This is a genomic window from Janthinobacterium amylolyticum (assembly GCF_051380655.1).
Lineage (GTDB): Bacteria > Pseudomonadota > Gammaproteobacteria > Burkholderiales > Burkholderiaceae_D > Janthinobacterium.
In genome coordinates, this window is sequence record NZ_JBNYXL010000006.1 from 1 (window position 1) to 21,100 (window position 21,100).

Genomic DNA, 21,100 nt, shown 5'->3' on the forward strand with positions numbered 1-21,100 from the left:
ACATGCTCAAAGAATGGAACCATCACTACAACTGGCACCGGCCGCATCAGGGCATTGCTGGCAAAGCCCCAATGTCACGGCTCAGATCCGGCCAGAATAACCTCTTGCAACTTCACAGCTAGGCGGAGCGGCCTTAATGCAGATTGCCGGCCTTTTCCTTGATGAGCGGCCATGCCAGCCGCAGGTAATAGAACATCGACCACACCGTCAGCACGCAGGCGATCCACAGCAGCTTCTCGCCCCACACGTGGGTGTCGATCGCGCCGAAGATCACTTCGTGGTACAGCAGCAAGGGAATGGCCGTCATTTGCGCGGCCGTCTTGATCTTGCCGATCGAGCTGACAGCCACTGATTTCGAGGCGCCGATCTGCGCCATCCATTCGCGCAGCGCGGAAATCGTGATTTCGCGGCCGATGATGATGAAAGCCAGCACGGCATTGACGCGGTCCAGCTGCACCAGCACCAGCAGAGCGCCCGCCACCATCAGCTTGTCGGCCACCGGATCGAGGAAGGCGCCAAAGGCCGACGTCTGGTTCCAGCGCCGCGCGAGAAAACCATCGAACCAGTCGGTGACGGCGGCAACGATGAAGACCAGGGTGGCAACCAGGTTCTGGTCGCCATGCAGCAGCATCGACGGCGGCAGGTAAAACACGCCGACGACAAGCGGAATCAGCGCCACGCGCAGCCAGGTCAGGAGGATGGGAATATTAAAAGGCATAGGAAAGCAATCGGCCGACGGGTAAATTGAACATGAAGAAAGCGTGAAGAAAGCGCCACTAGTCTACATGGCCCAGGGGTATTAGCCTAGTCCGGTTGCCGCGGCGCCGGACCGGGCCATCCATTCATCAATGCAACTGCTTGTAGATTTCTTCCGCCAGTTGAGTCGAAATCCCCTCCACCGACATCAGATCCTCGACGCTGGCATCGACCACGCCGCGCAAGCCGCCAAAGCGCGACAGCAGTTTCTGCCGGCGCTTGGCGCCGCATTGTGCCCCTTTCTATCTCTTCCAGGCGCGAGGTCTGGCGCGCCCGTTAGAGCATTAATGCAACTGCTTATATATCTCTTCCGCAAGTTGAGTGGAAATCCCCTCCACCGACATCAAATCCTCGACGCTGGCATCGACCACGCCGCGCAAGCCGCCAAAGCGCGACAGCAGTTTCTGGCGGCGCTTGGCGGCGCATTGTGCCCCTTTCGATCTCTTCCAGGCGCGAGGTCTGGCGCACCCGTTAGAGCATTAATGCAACTGCTTATATATCTCTTCCGCAAGTTGAGTCGAAATCCCCTCCACCGACATCAGATCCTCGACGCTGGCATCGACCACGCCACGCAAGCCGCCAAAGCGCGACAGCAGTTTCTGCCGGCGCTTGGCGCCGATGCCTTCTATCTCTTCCAGGCGCGACGTCTGGCGCGTCTTGGCCCGCTTGGCCCGCATGCCGGTGATGGCGAAGCGGTGCGCCTCGTCGCGGATCTGCGCGATCAGCATCAGGGCCGCCGATTCCTTGCCCAGTTCCTGCGGCGCGCGGCCGTCGACGAACAGCAGGGTTTCCAGCCCCACCTTGCGCCCCTCCCCCTTGGCCACGCCGACAATCAAGCTGATATCGAGCCCCAGTTCGGCGAACACCTGGCGCGCCATTTCGATCTGTCCCTTGCCGCCGTCGATCAGGACCACGTCGGGCATCACGCCGTCGCCATTCGCCACTTTTTCATAGCGGCGCATCAAGACCTGGCGCATGGCAGCGTAATCGTCGCCGGGCGTGATGTCGTTGATGTTGTAGCGGCGGTACTCGCCGTTCTGCATGGCGTGGTGGTGGAACACGACGCAGGACGCCTGCGTCGCCTCGCCCTGCGTGTGGCTGATGTCGAAGCATTCCACGCGCAGGCTGTCGAGATCTTCCGTTTCCAGGCGCAGCGCTTCGGCCAGCGCGCGCGTGCGCGACTGCTGCGAGCCCTGCTCCGACAACAAACGCGCCAGCGAAATCTCGGCACCCTTCTGCGCCATTTCCAGCCACTGGCGGCGCTGCCCCTGCGGCTGGAAGATCAGGTTGATGAGGTGGCCGCACTGCTCCATCAGGGCCACCATCAGGGCCGGCTGGTCGAATTCGATATTCAGGATCAGGGTGCCGGGAATGAATTTTTCCGTGTAGTGCTGGGCCAGGAATGCGGCCAGCACTTCCACCTCGATGGGCTCTTCGGCAATCGCGGCCGCATCGCTGAGCTGGCTGGGGAAATACGCGCGGTCGCCCAGGTGGCGCCCGCCGCGCACCATGGCCAGGTTGACGCAGGCGCGTCCGCCCTGCACCAGCACGGCGAGGATATCGACATCGGCGTCGCCCGTCGTTTCCATGCTTTGCTGGTGCAGCACGCGCGACAGCGAGGCGATCTGGTTGCGCACTACCACGGCCTGCTCGAATTTCAGTTCGGCGGCAAACGCGTGCATCTTTTTTTCCAGGTCGGCCAGCACTTCGCTCTGGCGCCCGCGCAGGAAGCGCGCCGCGTTTTCCACGTCGTTTTTATACTCTTCCTTGCTGATCAGGTCCACGCACGGCGCGCTGCAGCGGCCGATCTGGTGCAGCAGGCACGGCCGCGTGCGGTTGGCGTAGACACTGTCCTCGCAGGTGCGGATCAGAAAGACCTTCTGCAGGATCTGCATCGATTCCTTGACGGCCCAGGAACTGGGGAACGGCCCGAAATACTGGTTTTTCTTGTCCACCGCGCCCCGGTAATACACCATGCGCGGCGCATCGCCATTGGTGATTTTCAAATACGGATACGATTTGTCGTCGCGGAACAGGATGTTGTAGCGCGGCTGCAGTGCCTTGATCAGGTTGTTTTCCAGGATCAGCGCTTCCGCCTCGCTGTGCGTGACGGTGGTTTCCAGGCGCGCGATGCGCTCGACCATCATGGCGATGCGGGGGCTGGCCAGGTTCTTCTGGAAATAGCTGGAGACGCGCTTTTTCAGGTCGCGCGCCTTGCCCACATACAGCACCTTGTCGGCCGCATCGAAATAGCGGTACACGCCGGGCAGGTTCGGCAGTTTGGCAACTGTGGCCAGCACCTGCGCGCGCGGGTCGGGCGGCGTTTCCGCCACGGTCTGTTGCAGGGTTGGTTCTGGGCTTGCTTCGGTCATTGCTGGCTCTTAAATGGGGTCAGACCCGCCGGGGGAATACGTCCCAGCGGGACGCATTCTGATCGAAAAGACTGACCCCGGCAGTCGTCTGCATTACGGCGCTTGCTCCACAATCACAAACGCCACCGCATATTCTTCTTCATCGCTGATGGTCACTTGCGCGCTCAGCCGGTTTTTTTCCATAAACTCGGCCAGCACGCCACTGCAGACGATCATCGGCTTGCCGCTGGGGTGGTTCAGCATCTGCGCGGCGGGCCAGGTCATCGGCATGCGCAGGCCCAGGCCGATGGCCTTGGAAAACGCCTCTTTCGCCGCGAAGCGCGTGGCCAGGAAGCGCACGCCGCGCACGGCATTCTTGGCGCTGCGGGCGCGGAATTTCTCCAGCTCCTGCGGTCCCAGTATCTTCCTGGCGAAACGCTCGCCGTGCCGCGCCAGCGCCGCCTCGATGCGGGGAATCTTGCAGATATCGGTACCGATGCCGTAGATCATGCCGCCTCCTTGCTATCTGTGGTCAAGCCCGGTGGCCGAGCCGCGTGGCCACCATGATGGCCTTCATTTCGCGCACGGCGTTTTCCCAGCCGACAAACACGGCATGCGCGACGATGGCGTGGCCGATGTTCAGTTCGCTAATATCGGGAATGGCGGCGATCGCCTGCACGTTGGTGTAATGCAAGCCGTGGCCCGCATTGACCTTCAAGCCACGGCCCACGCCGAACAGCACGCCCGCCTTGATGCGCTCCAGCTCCGCCAATTGCTCGGCGCCCTCGGTGTCCGCATAGCGCCCCGTGTGCAGTTCGATCACGGGTGCGCCCAACTCGGCGGCGGCGGCGATCTGCTGCTCGTCGGCATCGATGAACAGGCTGACGCGGATGCCCTCGCCTTGCAATTGCTTCACCGCCGCCTGCACTTCCTTGAAGTAGCGCACCACGTCCAGGCCCCCTTCCGTCGTCACTTCCGTGCGTTTTTCCGGCACCAGGCAGACGTCCGCCGGCTTGATGCGGCAGGCAAAATCGATCATCTCGGCCGTGACGGCCGCTTCCAGGTTCATGCGCGTGAGCAATTGCGGCGCGATGGCGATCACGTCACCATCCTTGATGTGGCGGCGGTCTTCGCGCAAATGCAGGGTGATGGCGTCGGCGCCCGCCTGCTCGGCCAGCAGGGCCGCGCGGACCGGGTCCGGATACTGCGTGCCGCGCGCATTGCGCAAGGTGGCCACGTGGTCGATATTGACGCCCAGGTCGATGACGGGGCCGGAAGGCTGCAAAAAGCTCATGGTGATGGTATCCGTAAAGTGCCGTAATGCGGTAAAGCACTACTATAGCTGCATTAAATCGATCAGTATCTGGCGCGTGTTCAAGGTGGCGCCGCCCAGCTGATGGGCCAGCAGAAAGCGCATCAGCAGCTTGCTCTGCGCCTGCGTGGCCACATCCGTATATTCTTCGCGCTCCATGTCGAGCAGGGTCTTGCCCGTGATCTTGGGCCAGGCATCGGCGGCGCGCGCGGGGCGCGGGCCCCGCTCCGGGTCGACCACATACACCTGCCCCGCCTCGACAGCCTGGCGCGTGCCTGTGCAGCGCGTCAGGTCGGCCGCCACGCCCGTTTCCTTGAGCAGGGCGCGCTCGAACTTGCGCAGCACGATGGGCGGCGGCTCATTGTGCGCCAGTTGATTCAAGGTGGCAACGTAGTGGTCGAACAGCACCGGATGCGGGTCGTCGCGCGCCAGCAGTTTGACCAGCAATTCGTTCAGATAAAAGCCGCACAGCAAGGCGGTCTTTTCCAGCGGCAGCATGCCGCCCACCCATTCGGCGCCCGTCAGGATGCGCAGCTCGGACTTGCCCGTCCAGCCAGCCTGCAGGGGCTGGAAGGTCTGCAGCACGCCGCGCAACTGCGAATGGGGCCGCTTGGCGCCCTTGGCGACAAGCGCGATGCGGCCATATTCGCGTGTAAACACGTCGACGATGAGGCTGGTTTCCTTGTGCGGATAGCTGTGCAGCACGAAGGCTGGCTGGCCCGTGACCTTGCCGTCGCGCGCGGGCGGACGGCTGCGCCGCGGCGCGGCAGGAGGGACGGAAGGTGCGGCCGGCGGCGCGATGGCCACCGGCGCGGGAAGCGGTGCGGAGGCGGCAGATAAGGCTGGCGCAGGATCGTGCTGCGCTGGCGTGGTGGTGCTCATGCGTGTGGCGTCGCCCCCGGGTTGCGGATTACTCGTAGCCGTAGGCGCGCAAGCCCGCCTCGTTGTCGGCCCAGCCCGACTTGACCTTGACCCAGATTTCCAGGTACACGGGGCCGCCAAACAGCTTTTCCATGTCCAGGCGGGCCTGGGTCGAGACTTCCTTCAGGCGCGCCCCCTTGTTACCAATGATCATGGACTTGTGCGTATCGCGCTCGACCAGGATGGCGGCGAACACGCGGCGCAAGTCGCCTTCCTGCTCGAACTTCTCGATCAGCACGGTGCTCGTGTACGGCAGCTCGTCGCCGACGAAGCGGAAGAGTTTCTCGCGCACGATTTCCGAAGCGAGGAATTTCTCGCTTCGGTCGGTGATGTCGTCCGGGCCAAAGATCGGCTGGTTTTCAGGCAGGAAGCGCTTGATCTCGTTCTGCAAGCCTTCCAGCTGGAAATGCAGCTTGGCGGACACGGGCACGATGGCGGCGAAGTCGCGCATGGCGGCGATCTTTTGCGCGAACGGCAGCAGCACGGCCTTGTCCTTCACGCGGTCCGACTTGTTGATGACGAGGATGCATGGCACTTCCTTCGGCAGCAGGTCCATCACTTGCTGGTCGGCCGGGCCGAACGTGCCCGCCTCGATCACGTACAAAATCACGTCCGAGGAAATCAGGGTGTTGGTGACGGTCTTGTTCAGCGTCTTGTTCAGCGCGTTCGAGTGGCGCGTCTGGAAGCCAGGCGTGTCGACATAGATGAACTGCGCGTCCGGCACCGTCTGGATACCCGTGATGCGGTGGCGCGTGGTTTGCGCCTTGCGCGAAGTGATGCTGACCTTCGCGCCGATCAGCACGTTCATCAGGGTCGATTTGCCCACGTTGGGGCGGCCCACGATGGCGATATAGCCACAGCGGAAGTTGTCGGGCATTTTGGTGGCAGTCATGCTAGTGTCGATTCTGTTTAGTGTGAGCGGCGATCGCCGGGGCCGCAGGGGCTGGCGCGTCGTCGCTCTGGATGGTGGCAATGCCGGCCAGCTTGAGCTGGGCGGCGCGCGGTTTGGGCTTGCGGCTGGCGGCAGGCGACTTCAGCAGCGCCTGCTCGGCCACGTCCAGCGCCAGTTTGGCGGCGGCTTGCTCACCGGCGCGGCGGCTTCCGCCACGGCCGTAAACCTGGATATTCAATTTCGGCACCAGGCATTCGATCTCGAATTCCTGGCTGTGGGCGGCGCCGTGGGTGGCCACCACATTGTACTGTGGCAGCGAAATTTTCTTGCTTTGCAAAAACTCCTGCAGCAGGGTCTTGGCATCCTTGCCCAGGGTCTGCGGATCCACAGAGTCAAGGATGGGAATGTAGAAGGCGCGGATCACCGTGCTGGCGGCATCGAAACCCGTGTCGAGGAAAATGGCGCCCAGCAAGGCTTCCAGGGTGTCGGCAAGGATCGATGGACGGCGGAAGCCGCCCGATTTCAGTTCGCCTTCGCCCAGGCGCAGGAATTGCGACAATTCCAGCTTTTGCGCGATTTCATACAGCGACTGCTGTTTCACCAGATTGGCGCGCAGGCGCGACAGGTCGCCTTCGTCGATGGACTTGAAACGTTCGTACAGGATGGAAGCGACCACGCAGTTGAGAATGGAGTCGCCGAGGAATTCCAGCCGCTCATTATGCAAACTGCTGTGGCTACGATGCGTCAAGGCTTGCTGCAACAGGCCAGCATCCTGGAACGTATAGCCTAAACGGGTTTGCAATAGCTGAAGATTCATTGTTGTTTCTGTGTCATCTGATTGATTCGGCTGGCCGCCGCGCGGGGAATCGGCGCGGCAGCCATGCGGGCGGCTTAGTGTATGCCGCCCACTCTTTTCGGATTGCTGAAGTTCATCCACACCAGGAAAGCCTTGCCGACGATGTTTTCGTTCGGCACGAAGCCCCAGTAGCGGCTGTCCGCGCTATTGTCGCGGTTATCGCCCATCATGAAGTAGTTGCCTGCTGGTACTACGCAAGTAAAGCCGTCTTCGTTATAGTTGCAGGCATCCTTGTGGGGGAAGTCCTTGACTTCACGCAAGTTCAAGGTCGGAGCCGGCTCGTCGTTCAGGATGCGGTGGCTGACGCCGGTCAGGTTTTCTTCCAGCTGCTTGTGATACACGGTGCTTTCGTCATCGAGGTAGTCGTCCAGCGGCGTGTACTGCACTTCCTTGCCATTCACCGTCAAGCGCTTGTTTTCATAGGTGATTTTATCACCGGGCACACCGATCACGCGCTTGATGTAGTCTTGCGACATATCTTTCGGGTACTTGAACACCATCACGTCGCCGCGCTGCGGATCGTTGACTTCAATGATGCGCTTGTTGACGATCGGCAAACGGATGCCATAGGTGAACTTGTTTACCAGGATCAGGTCGCCGACCAGCAGGGTCGGCACCATCGAGCTCGACGGGATCTTGAACGGCTCGTACAGGAAGGAGCGCAGGCAAAAGACCAGGGCGATGACGGGAAAAAAGCTGCCCGAATACTCGACCCAGGTCGGCTGGCGCAACAGATCGGCCTCGATGGTGGCACGGCGGCTGCTACTGCTGCCATCAGACTTGATGCCTTCAGCCAACGACTTCGCCTGACGCGCATCGAACTCGGCCAAGGCCCGGTCGGCCGCCAGGCGGCGCTGCTTGGACAAATAAAACACATCCAGGCACCAGACCAGACCCGTCAGCACCATCAGCACGAACAGGATTAAAGCGAAATTTCCTAAGATCACTTGCAGGTTCATTTATCGTCCACTTGTAAAATTGCCAGGAATGCTTCTTGCGGGATCTCCACGGAACCCACTTGCTTCATGCGCTTCTTGCCCGCTTTTTGTTTTTCCAGCAATTTTTTCTTGCGGCTGATATCGCCGCCATAGCACTTCGCCAGCACGTTCTTGCGCAAGGCTTTCACGTTTTCACGCGAAATGATGTTGGCGCCGATGGTGGCCTGGATGGCCACGTCGAACATCTGGCGCGGGATCAGTTCGCGCATCTTGGCAGCCACCTGGCGGCCACGGTACTGGCTGTTCGAACGGTGGACGATGATGGCCAGCGCATCGACTTTTTCGCTGTTGATCAGCATGTCGACCTTGACCACGTCGGCCGCGCGGTATTCCTTGAACTCGTAGTCCATCGAAGCGTAGCCGCGCGACGTCGATTTCAGGCGGTCGAAGAAGTCCAGCACGATCTCGGCCATCGGCATTTCGTACACCAGCTTGACCTGGCGGCCGTGGTAGCTCATGTCCATCTGGATGCCGCGCTTGGCGATACACAGGGTGATCACGGAGCCCACGTATTCCTGCGGCATGTACAGGTTGACGGTGACGATCGGCTCGCGCACTTCTTCGATGCGCGACGGATCAGGCATCTTCGACGGATTGTCGACATTGATCAGGGTGCCATCGCGCTGGATCACTTCATACACCACGGTCGGCGCCGTCGTGATCAGGTCCATGTCGAATTCGCGCTCCAGGCGTTCCTGCACGATTTCCATGTGCAGCAAGCCCAGGAAGCCGCAGCGGAAGCCGAAGCCCAGCGCCTGCGACACTTCCGGCTCGTACATCAAGGCGGCGTCGTTGAGCTTCAGCTTTTCCAGCGAGTCGCGCAGGGCATCGTACTGGTTCGCTTCCACGGGGAACAGGCCGGCGAACACTTGCGGCTGCACTTCCTTGAAGCCAGGCAATGGTTCGGCGGCAGGACGGCTGACCAGGGTGACGGTATCGCCCACTTTCGCCGCCTTGAGTTCCTTGATGCCGGCGATGATGAAACCCACCTGGCCAGCGGAGAGTTGCGGCAAGGATTGCGAACGGGGCGAAAATACGCCGATGTCTTCCACCAGCTGCACCGAATCGGTGGCCATCAGGCGGATCTTGTCTTTTGGCTTCAGGGTGCCGTTGACCACGCGCACCAGCATCACCACGCCCACGTAGGAGTCGTACCAGGAGTCGACGATCAGCGCCTGCAGCGGCGCGTCCGGATCACCCTTCGGCGGCGGCACCTTGGCGATCAGCGATTCAAGCACATCCTGCACGCCCAGGCCCGTCTTGGCCGAGCAATGCACGGCGTCGCCCGCGTCGATGCCGATCACGTCTTCGATTTCGGCGATCGCATTCGGCGGATCGGCGTTCGGCAAGTCGATCTTGTTCAGCACGGGCACCACTTCCACGCCCAGGTCCAGCGCCGTGTAGCAGTTGGCGACCGTCTGCGCTTCCACGCCTTGCGAGGCGTCCACCACCAGCAGCGCGCCTTCGCAGGCGGACAGCGAGCGCGACACTTCATAGCTGAAGTCGACGTGGCCTGGCGTATCGATCAGGTTCAGGTTGTAGATCTGGCCATCGCGTGCCTTGTAGTGCAGGGCCGCCGTTTGCGCCTTGATGGTAATGCCGCGCTCGCGCTCCAGATCCATCGAATCGAGCACCTGCGCCTCCATCTCGCGGTCGGACAAGCCGCCGCACAATTGAATGATGCGGTCAGCCAGGGTCGATTTACCGTGGTCAATATGGGCGATGATGGAGAAGTTGCGTATGTTGTTCATTAACTAATATAAGTGCGAAGTTGACGACACTGCTTTAACAGGAATCAGGGGGATCATGTCCGGGCCAAACAGGGCCAGAAACGGGCGCCCCACTCATGATGAAAAAAGCGCTCCGAGCAGGACATCTGCATGCCCAGGCGAGCGCTTTTGAAGCGACAGAAGCTGCTGCCTCGGACAGTAGCTTTTTCGACCTCCCCATTTTACCGGATTTCAGAGTAGAAAGCCCGTCTTTCAGAGGCTGGCACGGGGGCAAGGCTGCAATTTCGCCTGTTTTCAGCACCAGAATGGTGCAATGCGGTGTCAATATTGATATTTAAGCTATGTCAGGTGGCGGCGCACGGCCGCCTCGTCGAGGAAATAGTGGCATAGCTCCGGCTGCGCCAGATCGCCGAACAGCACCGGCACCAGCTCGTCATAGCGCGCCAGCAAGGTGGCGTCAGGCGCGGCGTCAATGTCGATCACATCCACCGTGAACGGCTTTCCGGGCGGCTGCAGCAGCAGCAAGGCGTCCAGCATGTCCTGACACAGATGGCAATAACTGCGGGAATAGAGGGTGAAGTGCATATTTTATCGCGACGCAAAAGAAGGCTGGGGTCAGACGGGGACGCCTGGTCCCGACGGGGGAATTCAAGCCAGTGGCTTGAATTCCGATCCCGAAGGGACCGACCCCAGCCCTTGCTGGGTGAGGGTTGAAAAGTTACTTCGCCGACGGACGCAGGGAAACGAACTGCGCCACGTCGCCACGGCGCACCAGCACGGCAGCCGTTTTCTTCGGATCGAGCTTGGCCACCAGCGCGTTGAACTGCTTGGCATCCTTCACGGCAACGTTATTCAGTTGCAAGATGATGTCGCCAGGCTGCAGGCCGGCCAGAGCGGCCACGCCATCGGCATCATCCACCTGCACGCCGCCATCGATCTTCAGCTCCTGCTTCTTGGCGGCCGGCACATCGCTGACCTTCAGGCCCAGCGCGTTGACGGCTTGCGCTTCCGGCTCCTTGGCACCTTTCTTGGCCGCCTTGTCGCCTTCCAGCTCGACGACGGTGACAGGAATGTCCTGCTGCGCGCCCTTGCGCCACACGGTGACGGTGGACTTGCCATTCACGGGCGCGCCGCCAACCAGGCGCGGCAGGTCGGACGAACGTTCGATCTGCGTGCCGTTGAATTTCAGGATGATGTCGCCCGGCTTGATGCCCGCCTTGTCGGCCGGACCGCCCTCCTCCACCATCGACACTTGCGCGCCCTTGGCGTTAGGCAAGCCCAGCGATTGCGCCACTTCCTTGCTCACTTCGCCAATCTGCACGCCGATGCGCCCGCGCACCACTTTACCTGTCTTCTTCAACTGCTCGCCCACGCGCATGGCTTCATCGATGGGCACGGCAAACGAAATGCCGTTATACGCGCCCGACAAGGTGGCGATCTGCGAATTGATGCCGATCACTTCGCCCCGCATATTGATCAGCGGGCCGCCCGAGTTGCCGGGATTGACGGCCACGTCGCTCTGGATCAGGGGCAGGTAGTCGCCCGTGTCGCGCGACTTGGCGGAAATGATGCCCGCCGTGACCGTGTTTTCCAGGTTGAACGGCGAGCCGATGGCGATCACCCATTCGCCCACGCGGATCTTGTCCGAGTCGCCGATGGTCAGGCGCGGCAGGTTGCCGCCTTCGATTTTCAGCAGGGCCACGTCGGTGCGCGCATCGGCGCCGATCACCTTGGCCTTGAATTCGCGCTTGTCCGTCAGGGTCACGTAGACCTCGTCGGCGCCATCGACCACATGCGCATTGCTCAGCACATAGCCGTCAGCGGAAATGATGAAGCCGGAACCGACGCCGCGCTGCACTTCCTGCTCCTGTGGCACGGCACGGCGGCCGCCGCGCGGGGCTTGCTGGCGCGGCGTGGGCATGGCGCCGCCAAAGAAGCGGCGCAGGAATTCCTGCATTTCCTGCTCGTCCTGGCCGCCCATGCCGGCACCGGCGCCGGCGCCGCCCATTTTCAGGCGCTCGGTGGTGCGGATATTCACGACGGCGGGCCCGACAGCATCGACTAGGTCCGAAAAATCAGGCAGCTTCACGGCCGGCACGGCGGCATGCGCCTGCGGCGCCAGCCCCAGCATGGCCGGGGCGAAAAAGACGCCAGCCGTACCGAACAATAAGGCGGAAAGCGCCTTCACTGAAAACGTCTTGCTGGCGGCACTCAGGTTTTTTTTCATGGAGAGGATCTTTTCGAATATATATACGGAACAAAACGCGGATCAGGCGATTGCCTGCGTGCATGATTCGCCGTCATCGCCAAATCTCAGGGCGGACACACCTGACAGCACGCATGGCAAACCATGCAACAATATATCGCAAAAGCAAGATATTGCCTGTTCATAGTGTCAATCGTACCGAAGGCCAGTGTCAAGAGGATGGCGGCGACATTAAGCCTCGCGTAAGGCGCGCCCCGGGAAGGGCATGCCGGATGCCGGCATGCGCGCGGCAACGGATGCTGGCAGACCGGCTAGCGCGGGCTCGGCGGCCCCGCCTCCAGCGGTTCGATCAGGCCGGGCGGCACGAGGGCCGCAGATGGCGATGCCAGCAGTTCCGCATGGGGCGGCACCTCCTGGGCCAGGCGGGCGGCCAGGCGCGCGTCGAATTGCGCACTCAGCACATGGCCGCGCCGCTCCGAGCGCAGCACGTCGCCGATGTGGCGGTAGGCGTCCCAGACTTGCCGGCCCGAATCCGTATCGAGGGCGGCAAACGCCAGCTCCAGTTCGGCAGCCGCCAGTTCGCCGTCGGCTAGCGCGGAGATAGTCTCGTGCAATCGTGTATGCGTATCCATGATAGGCCTGCCATTTAAAGAGGATCGGTACGGAAACCGGGCGCAGCCATGCCAACCCCATACTCGTCAGATTACCAGCGCTTGTCAATCGGCATGTCCAGCAAAGGCTTCAACTTTTCCGCGATCACTTCGCGCGCGCGAAAAATGCGGCTGCGCACGGTGCCGATGGGACAGGCCATGATCTCCGATATTTCTTCATAGCTCAGCCCTTCGATTTCGCGCAGCACGATGGCCGTGCGCAGCTCGATCGGCAGCACATCCATGGCCGCATTGACGGTTGCAGCAATCTGCTTGCTGGCCAGCACCGATTCTGGCGTATTGTTGTCGCGCAATTTATTGCCGTCATCGAAGGACTCCGCCTGCTCGGCGTCGGCATCGCTGGACGTGGCGGCACGCCGCCCCTGGGTGACGAGATAATTCTTGGCCGTATTGATGCCGATGCGGTACAACCAGGTATAGAAGGCGGCGTCGCCGCGAAAATGGCGCAGCGCCCGATATGCCTTGATAAAGGTTTCTTGCACCACATCTTCGGCCTCCGCCGGGTCATGCACCAGGCGCGACACCAGACGCATCAGCCGCCGCTGATACTTCGATACCAGCACGTCAAATGCGCGCTTGTCGCCCGCCTGCACCCGCTCGACCAGTAACTGGTCATACTCGCGCTCTGTCCTCACGGCCACTATCCCTGTAGTCATGCAGCGTGGGCGCCTGTATGGATATAGAGTTGGCCCGCTGCAAGAAGTTCAGTGTTCGCCCCACTTTATTCTTCCCCTCCCCGCGCCGCGATCGCCCGGCACGCCACGGCCAGCGGACGGAACATTGCGCAGCCGCGTCCGCGCTGCACCAGTACGCTGCTGCGCCGTCCGGCGCCGTCGGCCAGGCACAGCACCAGCAGCGCCGGCCATAAAGTCGAGCCCGGCATCAGGCGCTGCAGGCCCGCTACCGGCTGCAATGTCTGCACCGGCGGCACCGGTGGCAGGATCCCAGGCAGCGGCCCGGACAGTGCCGCCACCGCCCGGGTGACGGCGCAGCGGGCCGCGCCATGCTCCAGATATACCGCCAGCCGCAACTGGCCAACCGGCGAAATATCAAGCCGTAACGGCTTTCTGCGCCAGCGCAGCAAAGCCAGTAAAAAGCCGCCCGAAACCGCACTCGACAGTGCCCAAAGCCAGCCCAGCGCATAGCCGCCCACGCCCATACCGGGCACAGGCGCACTGCGCCACGCGCCGGACAAAGGCCAGGCGGCCAGCACGGCGCACACGCCCAGCAGCGCTTGCAACAGACGCAAACAGACAGGCGCACGAATCACAGCCGCTATCGCGATGGACATACAACATGGGAAGAAAAAGGCGCGCCGGCAACATGCCGGGCAAATTCAGCCGCCAACGAACGTTGGCGGCGAATCAGCGCTCACTACGGTTTGACCGTAGCGAGCGCTTGAAAGTTCCTGCTTATTTCGCTTTGCCGAAAATCAGTGTGCCGTTCGTTCCGCCGAAGCCGAACGAATTTTTCACTGCATAATCGATCTTCATTTCACGCGCCGTGTTGGCACAGAAATCGAGATCGCAAGCCGGATCCTGGTTGAAGATGTTGATGGTCGGTGGCGACACCTGATGGTGTACCGCCAGGACCGTAAACACGGCTTCCAGACCGCCCGCGCCGCCCAGCAAATGGCCTGTCATCGACTTGGTCGAGTTGACTACCAGATTCTTGGCGTGCTCGCCGAAGGTGCGTTTGATGCCCATCACTTCCGCCACGTCGCCTTGCGGGGTCGACGTGCCGTGCGCGTTCAGGTACTGAATCTGATCCGGGTTCAAGCCTGCGTTGTTGAGGGCCGCGATCACCGATTTGCTGCCGCCGCTACCATCTTCCAGCGGCGAGGTCATGTGATAAGCATCTGCGCTCATCCCGAAACCATGCACTTCGGCATAGATCTTGGCACCACGGGCTACCGCGTGCTCGTACTCTTCCAGCACCATGACACCAGCGCCCTCGCCCAGCACGAAGCCGTCGCGGTCGGTATCCCACGGACGCGATGCCGTTGCCGGATCGTCGTTGCGGGTAGACAAGGCGCGTGCCGAGGCGAAACCGCCCAGGCCCAGCGGCGACACGGTCGATTCGGCACCGCCGGCAATCATGACGTCGGCATCGCCGTACTCGATCATGCGTGCTGCCGCGCCGATGCTGTGCAAACCGGTAGTACACGCCGTCACGATCGCCAGGTTCGGGCCCTTCAGACCATATTTGATCGAAAGGTTGCCAGAGATCATGTTAATGATCGAGGCAGGCACGAAAAATGGCGAGATACGGCGCGGACCGCGCTTTTCGTACTCGGACTTGGTTTCCTCGATCAGCGGCAAGCCACCAATACCGGAACCGATGATGACACCGATACGCTCGGCGTTCTCTTCGGTGACTTCCAGACCGGAGTCCTGGATCGCCTGGATGCCCGCAGCCATGCCGTAATGGATAAAGGTATCCATGTGGCGGGCTTCCTTACCGGAGATGTAATCTTCGATATTGAAGCCTTTGACTTCACCGGCGAAATGCGTGGTGAATGGCTGTGCATCAAACTTGGTAATCGTGGCAATGCCGGATTTACCTTCAATGATTGCGCCCCATGCGTCGGCAATAGTATTGCCGACAGGTGAAACGCAGCCCAGGCCGGTGACAACAACGCGACGGTTTTTAGAACGGCTCAAGCGATTCTCCTGAAGTCGGTCAGACAGGCTTAGGCCTTGACGTGTGCGGTGGCGTAGTCGATCGCCTGTTGCACGGTGGTGATTTTTTCAGCTTGTTCGTCAGGGATTTCCATTTCGAATTCGTCTTCCAGGGCCATGACCAGTTCCACGGTGTCCAGGGAATCGGCACCCAGGTCGTCGACGAAGGAGGATTCGATTTTGATGTCTGCTTCTGCAACGCCCAGTTGCTCAGCGACGATTTTCTTAACGCGTTGTTCGATATCCGACATGTTATGGCTCCAAAGTGTGTGTTACGGAAAGTGCGCGCATTTTATCAGGTTTGCGCGTCCGAATACTAATTTCGGTGTCTGCTGCTAATTCGACCGAAGCTGCTGCTAAAAGATGCGATTATAGACAAAAACGGCCAGTGAATCATGCCACAAATGGCCGCCCCGTCCAGCTTTCACATCAATTCATATACATTCCGCCATTCACGTGCAGGGTCGTGCCCGTGATATATGCCGCTTGCGGCGACGCCAGGAAGGCCACGGCGGCGGCCACATCTTCCGGCTTGCCCAGGCGGGACAGGGGAATTTGCGTCAACAGCGCCGCGTGCTGCTCTTCGCTCAGCGCCTTGGTCATGTCGGTATCGATGAAGCCTGGCGCGATGCAGTTCACGGTAATGTTGCGGCTGCCGATTTCACGCGCCAGCGCGCGGCTCATGCCTTCCACGCCGGCCTTGGCCGCCGCGTAATTCATTTGCCCCGGATTGCCCGACGAGGCAACTACCGACGTGATATTAATGATACGCCCAGTTTTGGCTTTCATCATGCCGCGCAGTACGGCGCGCGACAGGCGGCCGACGGCCGACAGGTTGGTGGAAATGACGCTGTCCCACTCTTCATCCTTCATGCGCATGGCCAGCTGGTCTTGCGTGATGCCCGCATTGTTGACGAGGATCGACAGGCTGCCATAGGTTTTCTGCACTTCGTCGACGACGGCCGCGCAGCGCGCCGCATCGGTCACGTTCAGGACCAGGCCCTTGCCCGTCACGCCTTCGGCGGCCAGGTAATCGGTAATGGCTTGCGCGCCGCTTTCCGAGGTGGCGGTACCGACCACGGTGGCACCCTGCTTGCCCAGTTCGGTGGCGATGGCGCGGCCGATGCCGCGCGATGCGCCCGTGACCAGTACGACTTGATTTGCTAAATTCATGAGTATCCTTAAAGATGGCTGGCGGCAGGCATCACTGCCCTGCCGCTCGCTGTTTACTTGAGCTGCGTCAAAATGCGTTCCAGCGTAGCCTGGTCGACGATGGCGTCGCCCACCAGCACCGGATCGATGCGCTTGGCCAGGCCCATCAGGACCTTGCCCGGACCGCACTCGATCACTTGCGTGATGCCGTCGGCAGCGACCTTCTGCATGGTCTCCACCCAGCGCACGGGGCTGGCCGCCTGGCGCACCAGCGCATCCTTGATGCCGGCCACATCATTGACGATGGCCACGTCGACGTTGTTGATCAGGGCGATCTGCGGCGCCGAGAAGGCCAGGCCGGCCATGTATTCGCGCAAACGGTCCGACGCCGGCTTCAGCAGCGACGAGTGGAAGGGCGCGGAAACCGGCAGCTTCATGGCGCGCTTGGCGCCCTTGGCTTTCGCCAGCTCGCAGGCGCGCTCGACCGCAGCCGTGTGGCCGGCGATGACGACTTGCGCAGGCGCATTGAAGTTGACGGGCTCGACCACCAGGGCCGGGTTTTTCGCCGCCGCTTCCGCGCACACGGCGCGCACATCGTCGTCCGACAGGCCCAGCACGACAGCCATCGTGCCCTGCCCGACGGGCACGGCTTCCTGCATGGCTTGTGCGCGGAAACGCACGAGCGGCACGGCATCCTTGAAGTCGATGACGCCTGCGGCGACCAGCGCCGAGTATTCACCCAGGCTGTGGCCGGCGACGACCGTCGGCACGGGGCCGCCGGCGGCCAGCCAGGCGCGGTAAAACGCCACGGCGGCCGTCAGCATCACGGGCTGCGTATTCGTGGTCAGGTCCAGCTCTTCCTTCGGACCTTCGGCGATCAGCTTGCCCAGGTCGAATTGCAGGGCGTCCGACGCTTCGGCCACGGTCTGGGCCACCACCGGATTGCCGGCGAAGCCGTCGAGCATCGCAATCGCTTGCGAACCTTGGCCTGGGAAAACAAATGCAAATTGTGTCATGCGGACTCCGTTTGAATTTTTATTTGGGTAGGGTAACTTTTAACCCTGACAGCAAAGGCTGGGGTACGTCCCTGCGGGATCGGAATTCACTCCACTGGAATGCATTCCCCCGACAGGTCGGACCCCGAAGTCAGCCTTCGGTTTTTACATCCTTGCCAGCACGGCGCCCCAGGTAAAGCCGCCGCCCACGCCTTCCATCATGACGTTGTCGCCCTTCTTCACACGGCCATCGCGCACGGCGATGTCGAGTGCCAGCGGGATCGAGGCGGCCGAGGTGTTGCCATGCTGGTCCACCGTGACCACCATCTTTTCCAACGGCAAGCCGAGTTTCTTGGCCGTGCTGTTCATGATGCGGATGTTCGCCTGGTGCGGGATCAGCCAGTCGATCTGGTCCTGCGTCATGTTGGCGTGTTCCAGCGCTTCATGCGCGACTTTTTCCAGCACGGAAACAGCCAGCTTGAAGACGGCCGGACCATCCATGTACAAAAAAGCGCTGCCGTCGAGCGCGCCGCCGGCCAGGCTGCCAGGGACGCTGAGGATATTCGAGTGGCGGCCATCGGCGTGCAGCTTGGTGGCCAGGATGCCTGGCTCTTTTGACGCCGTCATGACGATGGCGCCGGCGCCGTCGCCGAACAGCACGCAGGTGCCGCGGTCGTCGAAATTGAGGATGCGCGAAAACACTTCGGCGCCGATCACCAGCACGTTTTTATGCATGCCCGACTGGATGAAGCTGTCAGCCGTGGCTACCGCATACACGAAGCCGCTGCAGACGGCTTGCACGTCGACGGCGGCGCAGTTATTCGTGATGCCCAGCTTGTTTTGCACGATGCAGGCGGTGCTGGGGAAGCTGCCAAAGAAATCCGGGGTCGAGCTGGCGACGATGATCAGGTCCAGGTCGTTGCCGTTCAGGCCGGCCATTTCCAGGGCCTTTTTGGCCGCTTCGACGCCCAGGTCCGAGGAATTTTGCGACGGCGCCGCGTAATGGCGCGCCGAGATGCCGCTGCGCGAGACGATCCATTCATCCGACGTCTCGATGCCCTTGGCGGCGAGCTGTTCGGTCAAATCCTGGTTGGTGACGCGCTTCTCCGGCAGGTAGCTGCCGGTACCGATAATTTTGCTGTAAGTTCTGCTAAAAACAGTCATGCAAGTACCCGTCCACTAAATGGTAGAGCTTGTTGATGTAGGTTCGTCCGGTACTGGCGTGCGCGGCATCAGCTCGGCGATCAGGCTGGCCAGGTGCGCTTGCACGTCATTTTTTGCCGCATCAAAGGCGCGGCGCAAGGCCCATTCAAACGAATAGGCATCGGCGCTGCCATGGCTCTTGAAGACGAGACCACGCAAGCCCAGCAGGCTGGCGCCGTTATATCGGGAAGGATTCAAGCGGTTGCCGATGGCCTTCAGGGCGCCGCGGGCGATCAGCGCGCCCAGCATGGTAATCGGATTACGCTTGAATTCGGAAGTGAGCACGTCTTTCATGAAGCGCGCCAGGCCTTCGATGGCTTTCAGGGTAACGTTGCCGACAAAGCCGTCGCAGACGACGATATCGGTGGTGCCCTTGAAGATGTCGTTGCCTTCCACGTTGCCATAGAAGTTCAGCGCGCCGCGCTCGTGGTCGGCCTGCAGCAGCTTGGAAGTGAGTTTCACCACTTCATTGCCCTTGATATCTTCCGTGCCCACGTTCAGCAAGCCGATCGTGGGACGCGCGATGCCCTCCATGGCGGACACGAGCACGGAACCCATGATGGCGAACTGGTGCAGGTGATGCGGTTCGCAATCGACGTTGGCGCCCAGGTCCAGCATGTAGGTCGGGCCGTTCTTTTGGTTCGGCAAGATGCTGCAGATGGCCGGGCGGTCGACGCCGGACATGGTTTTCAATACATAGCGCGACACGGCCATCAGGGCTGCCGTATTACCGGCGGAGACGGAGGCTTGCGCCACGCCGCTCTTGACCTGTTCGATGGCCACGCGCATGGACGAGTCCTTCTTGCGGCGCAGTGCCACTTCCAGAGGGTCGTCCATGGTAACTTGTTCGGAGGCATGCAGCACCGACAGGCGCGGATGCGTGTCGGCTTTATGTTTTTTTAGCTCGGCACGGATCACGTCTTCCAATCCAACAAGGATCAGTTCTGCTTCAGGCTCATGTTTTACGAAGGAAATTGCTGCGGGGATAGTGACTGAGGGACCATGATCTCCGCCCATGCAGTCGATAGAAATTTTGATTGTCATTTGGTTTGATTCAGTACCGCTGCGGGCTTGCGGCAAGATGTGAATCGGACTGGAGCATACCAAGGCGGCATATATCACCACAGCGCTGGCAAGCTTGATTCAAAATGACGGGTGTGCAAGATGAATTGCAGCCGATAAAAAAGAAGAAGCGGCGCCACGCCGAATAACCACGTAACACCGCTTTCATCTTACCCAACAAAAACGTCGATTACTCGTCGTTTTTGGTCTTCAGCACTTTACGGCCACGATAGAAGCCGTTAGGGCTGATATGGTGACGCAGGTGGGTTTCGCCGGTAACTGGCTCAACGCTCAATTGCGGCGCGACCAGGAAGTCGTGCGAACGGTGCATGCCGCGCTTGGAAGGGGTTTTCTTGTTCTGTTGAACTGCCATGATGACTCCTAATACATAAGTTCTAAAATTTTAGCACATTCGATTAGCAAATACATGCGAATCGAGTATCCCAGCGGCAAAGACTACCCGAAAATAGTCCGGACCGACATCGTTTATTACTACTACATTTCACTACACTTGCCATACTCGATTACAACACGCGTTTGACACGTTCTCAAGCGGGACCTCACAACCTGCGGTTTTTGAGACCCCCTATAAACTGCAACTACTACTTATTCTGGCTTCAAGTCCTTCAGTGCCGCGAACGGCGACTTCTTTTCAGTCTTGAGAGCATCGAGCTGCGCCGTATCGGGGCAGACCTCGTGTTTGGGTACCTGCGGCAGGGCCAGCAAGGCTTCATCTTCAATCAGGGCCGCGGCATCCATGTTGCGGCTGCCGACAATCACGTCGATCGTTTCATCGTTGATGATTTCTTCGATCTCGTCTGCATGCTCGTCATCCTTGCCCAGCATCAAAACAGTCGAAGAATCAATTACGTAAGCATACGGAGCCAGGCAGCGCTGGCAAACCAGCTGAACGGTGCCGTTGACCGACAAGGTCAGTTGTGGGTAGCCCAGCTTGCTGGTGCCGCCAACGACCTTCCAGGCGATGTCGCCGGAAGCATCTGCACAATCCTTGGTCAACCGGGTCATTTCAGCGACAGGAGTTACACCCTCGCGGCTCCCGCTGATACGACAAAAATCAAAGGCGTCGATCACAAAAGCATTCATTGGTAGAAAATTTCCCCGGAAAACCTGCGATAATAACAGGGTTTTTAGCACGGAGTCAAAGGCTAAGCATCTTTTTTGACGCAATCATTGCCATCAACATGACATTTCATCAACACTGCCATGCCGCATGGAGCCTCAGTTATAGGCTCTGCGCCCTGGAATTTGCATGAAATTCCACTGACATCGACCAGCGCGGCCAGGCCGGCCGCC

General features: G+C 60.6%; 24 protein-coding genes and 2 pseudogenes. 2 read left to right on the forward strand and 24 right to left on the reverse strand.

The window, feature by feature from the left end; genetic code table 11:
• Positions 1-122, forward strand: a pseudogene (locus ACQ4WR_RS13590) (IS481 family transposase); the annotation flags it as partial.
• An 11-nt stretch (positions 123-133) separates the two neighbouring features.
• On the opposite strand, the gene pgsA reads toward ACQ4WR_RS13590, so the two are convergent.
• The 11 genes and pseudogenes from pgsA to lepA all read right to left on the reverse strand — a co-directional run bounded on the left by pgsA (position 134) and on the right by lepA (position 9,837).
• On the reverse strand, positions 134-718 hold the full coding sequence (pgsA, locus tag ACQ4WR_RS13595) for a CDP-diacylglycerol--glycerol-3-phosphate 3-phosphatidyltransferase (RefSeq protein WP_034749601.1): 585 nt from the start codon (positions 716-718) through the stop codon (positions 134-136).
• Positions 719-845: 127 nt separating this feature from the next.
• Positions 846-1,032 (reverse strand): annotated as a pseudogene (locus ACQ4WR_RS13600) (helix-hairpin-helix domain-containing protein); the annotation flags it as partial.
• 8 nt (positions 1,033-1,040) lie between these two features.
• A complete protein-coding gene (locus ACQ4WR_RS13605) occupies positions 1,041-1,127 on the reverse strand; it encodes a hypothetical protein (protein WP_287774109.1) in 87 nt (28 codons plus the stop codon).
• Positions 1,128-1,235: 108 nt separating this feature from the next.
• The gene (gene uvrC / locus ACQ4WR_RS13610) at positions 1,236-3,128 is read right to left on the reverse strand and encodes an excinuclease ABC subunit UvrC (protein ID WP_436487845.1); all 1,893 of its coding nucleotides are present in this window, start codon (positions 3,126-3,128) and stop codon (positions 1,236-1,238) included.
• Between the two features lie 93 nt (positions 3,129-3,221).
• Positions 3,222-3,617 (reverse strand): holo-ACP synthase, encoded by a 396-nt coding sequence (acpS, locus tag ACQ4WR_RS13615; protein WP_102294906.1) that lies wholly within the window; start codon positions 3,615-3,617, stop codon positions 3,222-3,224.
• 22 nt (positions 3,618-3,639) lie between these two features.
• On the reverse strand, positions 3,640-4,401 hold the full coding sequence (pdxJ, locus tag ACQ4WR_RS13620) for a pyridoxine 5'-phosphate synthase (RefSeq protein WP_102294908.1): 762 nt from the start codon (positions 4,399-4,401) through the stop codon (positions 3,640-3,642).
• Between the two features lie 42 nt (positions 4,402-4,443).
• Complete coding sequence (recO, locus tag ACQ4WR_RS13625; protein WP_436487848.1) at positions 4,444-5,301, reverse strand: DNA repair protein RecO; 858 nt, start codon at positions 5,299-5,301, stop codon at positions 4,444-4,446.
• Positions 5,302-5,329: 28 nt separating this feature from the next.
• Positions 5,330-6,232 carry a GTPase Era gene (era, locus tag ACQ4WR_RS13630; protein ID WP_034749612.1) on the reverse strand — a complete coding sequence of 301 codons (903 nt, stop codon included), beginning with the start codon at positions 6,230-6,232 and terminating at the stop codon, positions 5,330-5,332.
• A 1-nt stretch (position 6,233) separates the two neighbouring features.
• Entirely contained in the window at positions 6,234-7,049 is an 816-nt protein-coding gene (gene rnc, locus ACQ4WR_RS13635) for a ribonuclease III (protein WP_046683971.1), read from the reverse strand.
• A gap of 74 nt (positions 7,050-7,123) precedes the next feature.
• Complete coding sequence (gene lepB / locus ACQ4WR_RS13640) at positions 7,124-8,047, reverse strand: signal peptidase I (protein ID WP_436487850.1); 924 nt, start codon at positions 8,045-8,047, stop codon at positions 7,124-7,126.
• Positions 8,044-9,837, reverse strand: coding sequence for a translation elongation factor 4 (gene lepA, locus ACQ4WR_RS13645; protein ID WP_102294914.1), 1,794 nt, complete (start codon positions 9,835-9,837; stop codon positions 8,044-8,046). The genes lepB and lepA overlap by 4 nt, the downstream gene beginning before the upstream one ends.
• A 95-nt stretch (positions 9,838-9,932) precedes the next feature.
• On the opposite strand from lepA, the gene ACQ4WR_RS13650 reads away from it, so the two are divergent.
• Positions 9,933-10,154: a hypothetical protein gene (locus tag ACQ4WR_RS13650; protein WP_436487852.1), complete on the forward strand. Its 222-nt coding sequence runs from the start codon at positions 9,933-9,935 to the stop codon at positions 10,152-10,154.
• 1 nt (position 10,155) lies between these two features.
• On the opposite strand, the gene ACQ4WR_RS13655 is transcribed toward ACQ4WR_RS13650, so the two are convergent.
• The 13 genes from ACQ4WR_RS13655 to ACQ4WR_RS13715 form a co-directional block, all read right to left on the reverse strand.
• A complete protein-coding gene (locus ACQ4WR_RS13655; protein ID WP_436487854.1) occupies positions 10,156-10,401 on the reverse strand; it encodes a glutaredoxin family protein in 246 nt (81 codons plus the stop codon).
• A 133-nt stretch (positions 10,402-10,534) separates the two neighbouring features.
• The gene (locus tag ACQ4WR_RS13660) at positions 10,535-12,043 is read right to left on the reverse strand and encodes a DegQ family serine endoprotease (RefSeq protein ID WP_102294917.1); all 1,509 of its coding nucleotides are present in this window, start codon (positions 12,041-12,043) and stop codon (positions 10,535-10,537) included.
• 290 nt (positions 12,044-12,333) lie between these two features.
• Positions 12,334-12,654: an RseA family anti-sigma factor gene (locus tag ACQ4WR_RS13665; protein ID WP_436487856.1), complete on the reverse strand. Its 321-nt coding sequence runs from the start codon at positions 12,652-12,654 to the stop codon at positions 12,334-12,336.
• A gap of 71 nt (positions 12,655-12,725) precedes the next feature.
• A complete protein-coding gene (gene rpoE / locus ACQ4WR_RS13670; RefSeq protein WP_180979420.1) occupies positions 12,726-13,349 on the reverse strand; it encodes an RNA polymerase sigma factor RpoE in 624 nt (207 codons plus the stop codon).
• A 65-nt stretch (positions 13,350-13,414) separates the two neighbouring features.
• Positions 13,415-13,933 carry a hypothetical protein gene (locus tag ACQ4WR_RS13675; protein ID WP_436487858.1) on the reverse strand — a complete coding sequence of 173 codons (519 nt, stop codon included), beginning with the start codon at positions 13,931-13,933 and terminating at the stop codon, positions 13,415-13,417.
• Positions 13,934-14,105: 172 nt separating this feature from the next.
• Positions 14,106-15,356 carry a beta-ketoacyl-ACP synthase II gene (gene fabF / locus ACQ4WR_RS13680; RefSeq protein WP_102294921.1) on the reverse strand — a complete coding sequence of 417 codons (1,251 nt, stop codon included), beginning with the start codon at positions 15,354-15,356 and terminating at the stop codon, positions 14,106-14,108.
• 29 nt (positions 15,357-15,385) lie between these two features.
• A complete protein-coding gene (gene acpP, locus ACQ4WR_RS13685; protein ID WP_008449912.1) occupies positions 15,386-15,625 on the reverse strand; it encodes an acyl carrier protein in 240 nt (79 codons plus the stop codon).
• 178 nt (positions 15,626-15,803) lie between these two features.
• Complete coding sequence (gene fabG / locus ACQ4WR_RS13690) at positions 15,804-16,547, reverse strand: 3-oxoacyl-ACP reductase FabG (protein ID WP_034749638.1); 744 nt, start codon at positions 16,545-16,547, stop codon at positions 15,804-15,806.
• Positions 16,548-16,600: 53 nt separating this feature from the next.
• Positions 16,601-17,542 (reverse strand): ACP S-malonyltransferase, encoded by a 942-nt coding sequence (gene fabD, locus ACQ4WR_RS13695; RefSeq protein ID WP_436487860.1) that lies wholly within the window; start codon positions 17,540-17,542, stop codon positions 16,601-16,603.
• A gap of 144 nt (positions 17,543-17,686) precedes the next feature.
• Entirely contained in the window at positions 17,687-18,685 is a 999-nt protein-coding gene (locus ACQ4WR_RS13700) for a beta-ketoacyl-ACP synthase III (RefSeq protein WP_102294924.1), read from the reverse strand.
• Between the two features lie 15 nt (positions 18,686-18,700).
• On the reverse strand, positions 18,701-19,768 hold the full coding sequence (gene plsX, locus ACQ4WR_RS13705) for a phosphate acyltransferase PlsX (RefSeq protein ID WP_102294926.1): 1,068 nt from the start codon (positions 19,766-19,768) through the stop codon (positions 18,701-18,703).
• 208 nt (positions 19,769-19,976) lie between these two features.
• On the reverse strand, positions 19,977-20,159 hold the full coding sequence (gene rpmF, locus ACQ4WR_RS13710; protein ID WP_010399517.1) for a 50S ribosomal protein L32: 183 nt from the start codon (positions 20,157-20,159) through the stop codon (positions 19,977-19,979).
• A 233-nt stretch (positions 20,160-20,392) separates the two neighbouring features.
• Complete coding sequence (locus ACQ4WR_RS13715; protein ID WP_102294928.1) at positions 20,393-20,890, reverse strand: YceD family protein; 498 nt, start codon at positions 20,888-20,890, stop codon at positions 20,393-20,395.
• Between the last annotated feature and the right edge of the window lie 210 nt (positions 20,891-21,100).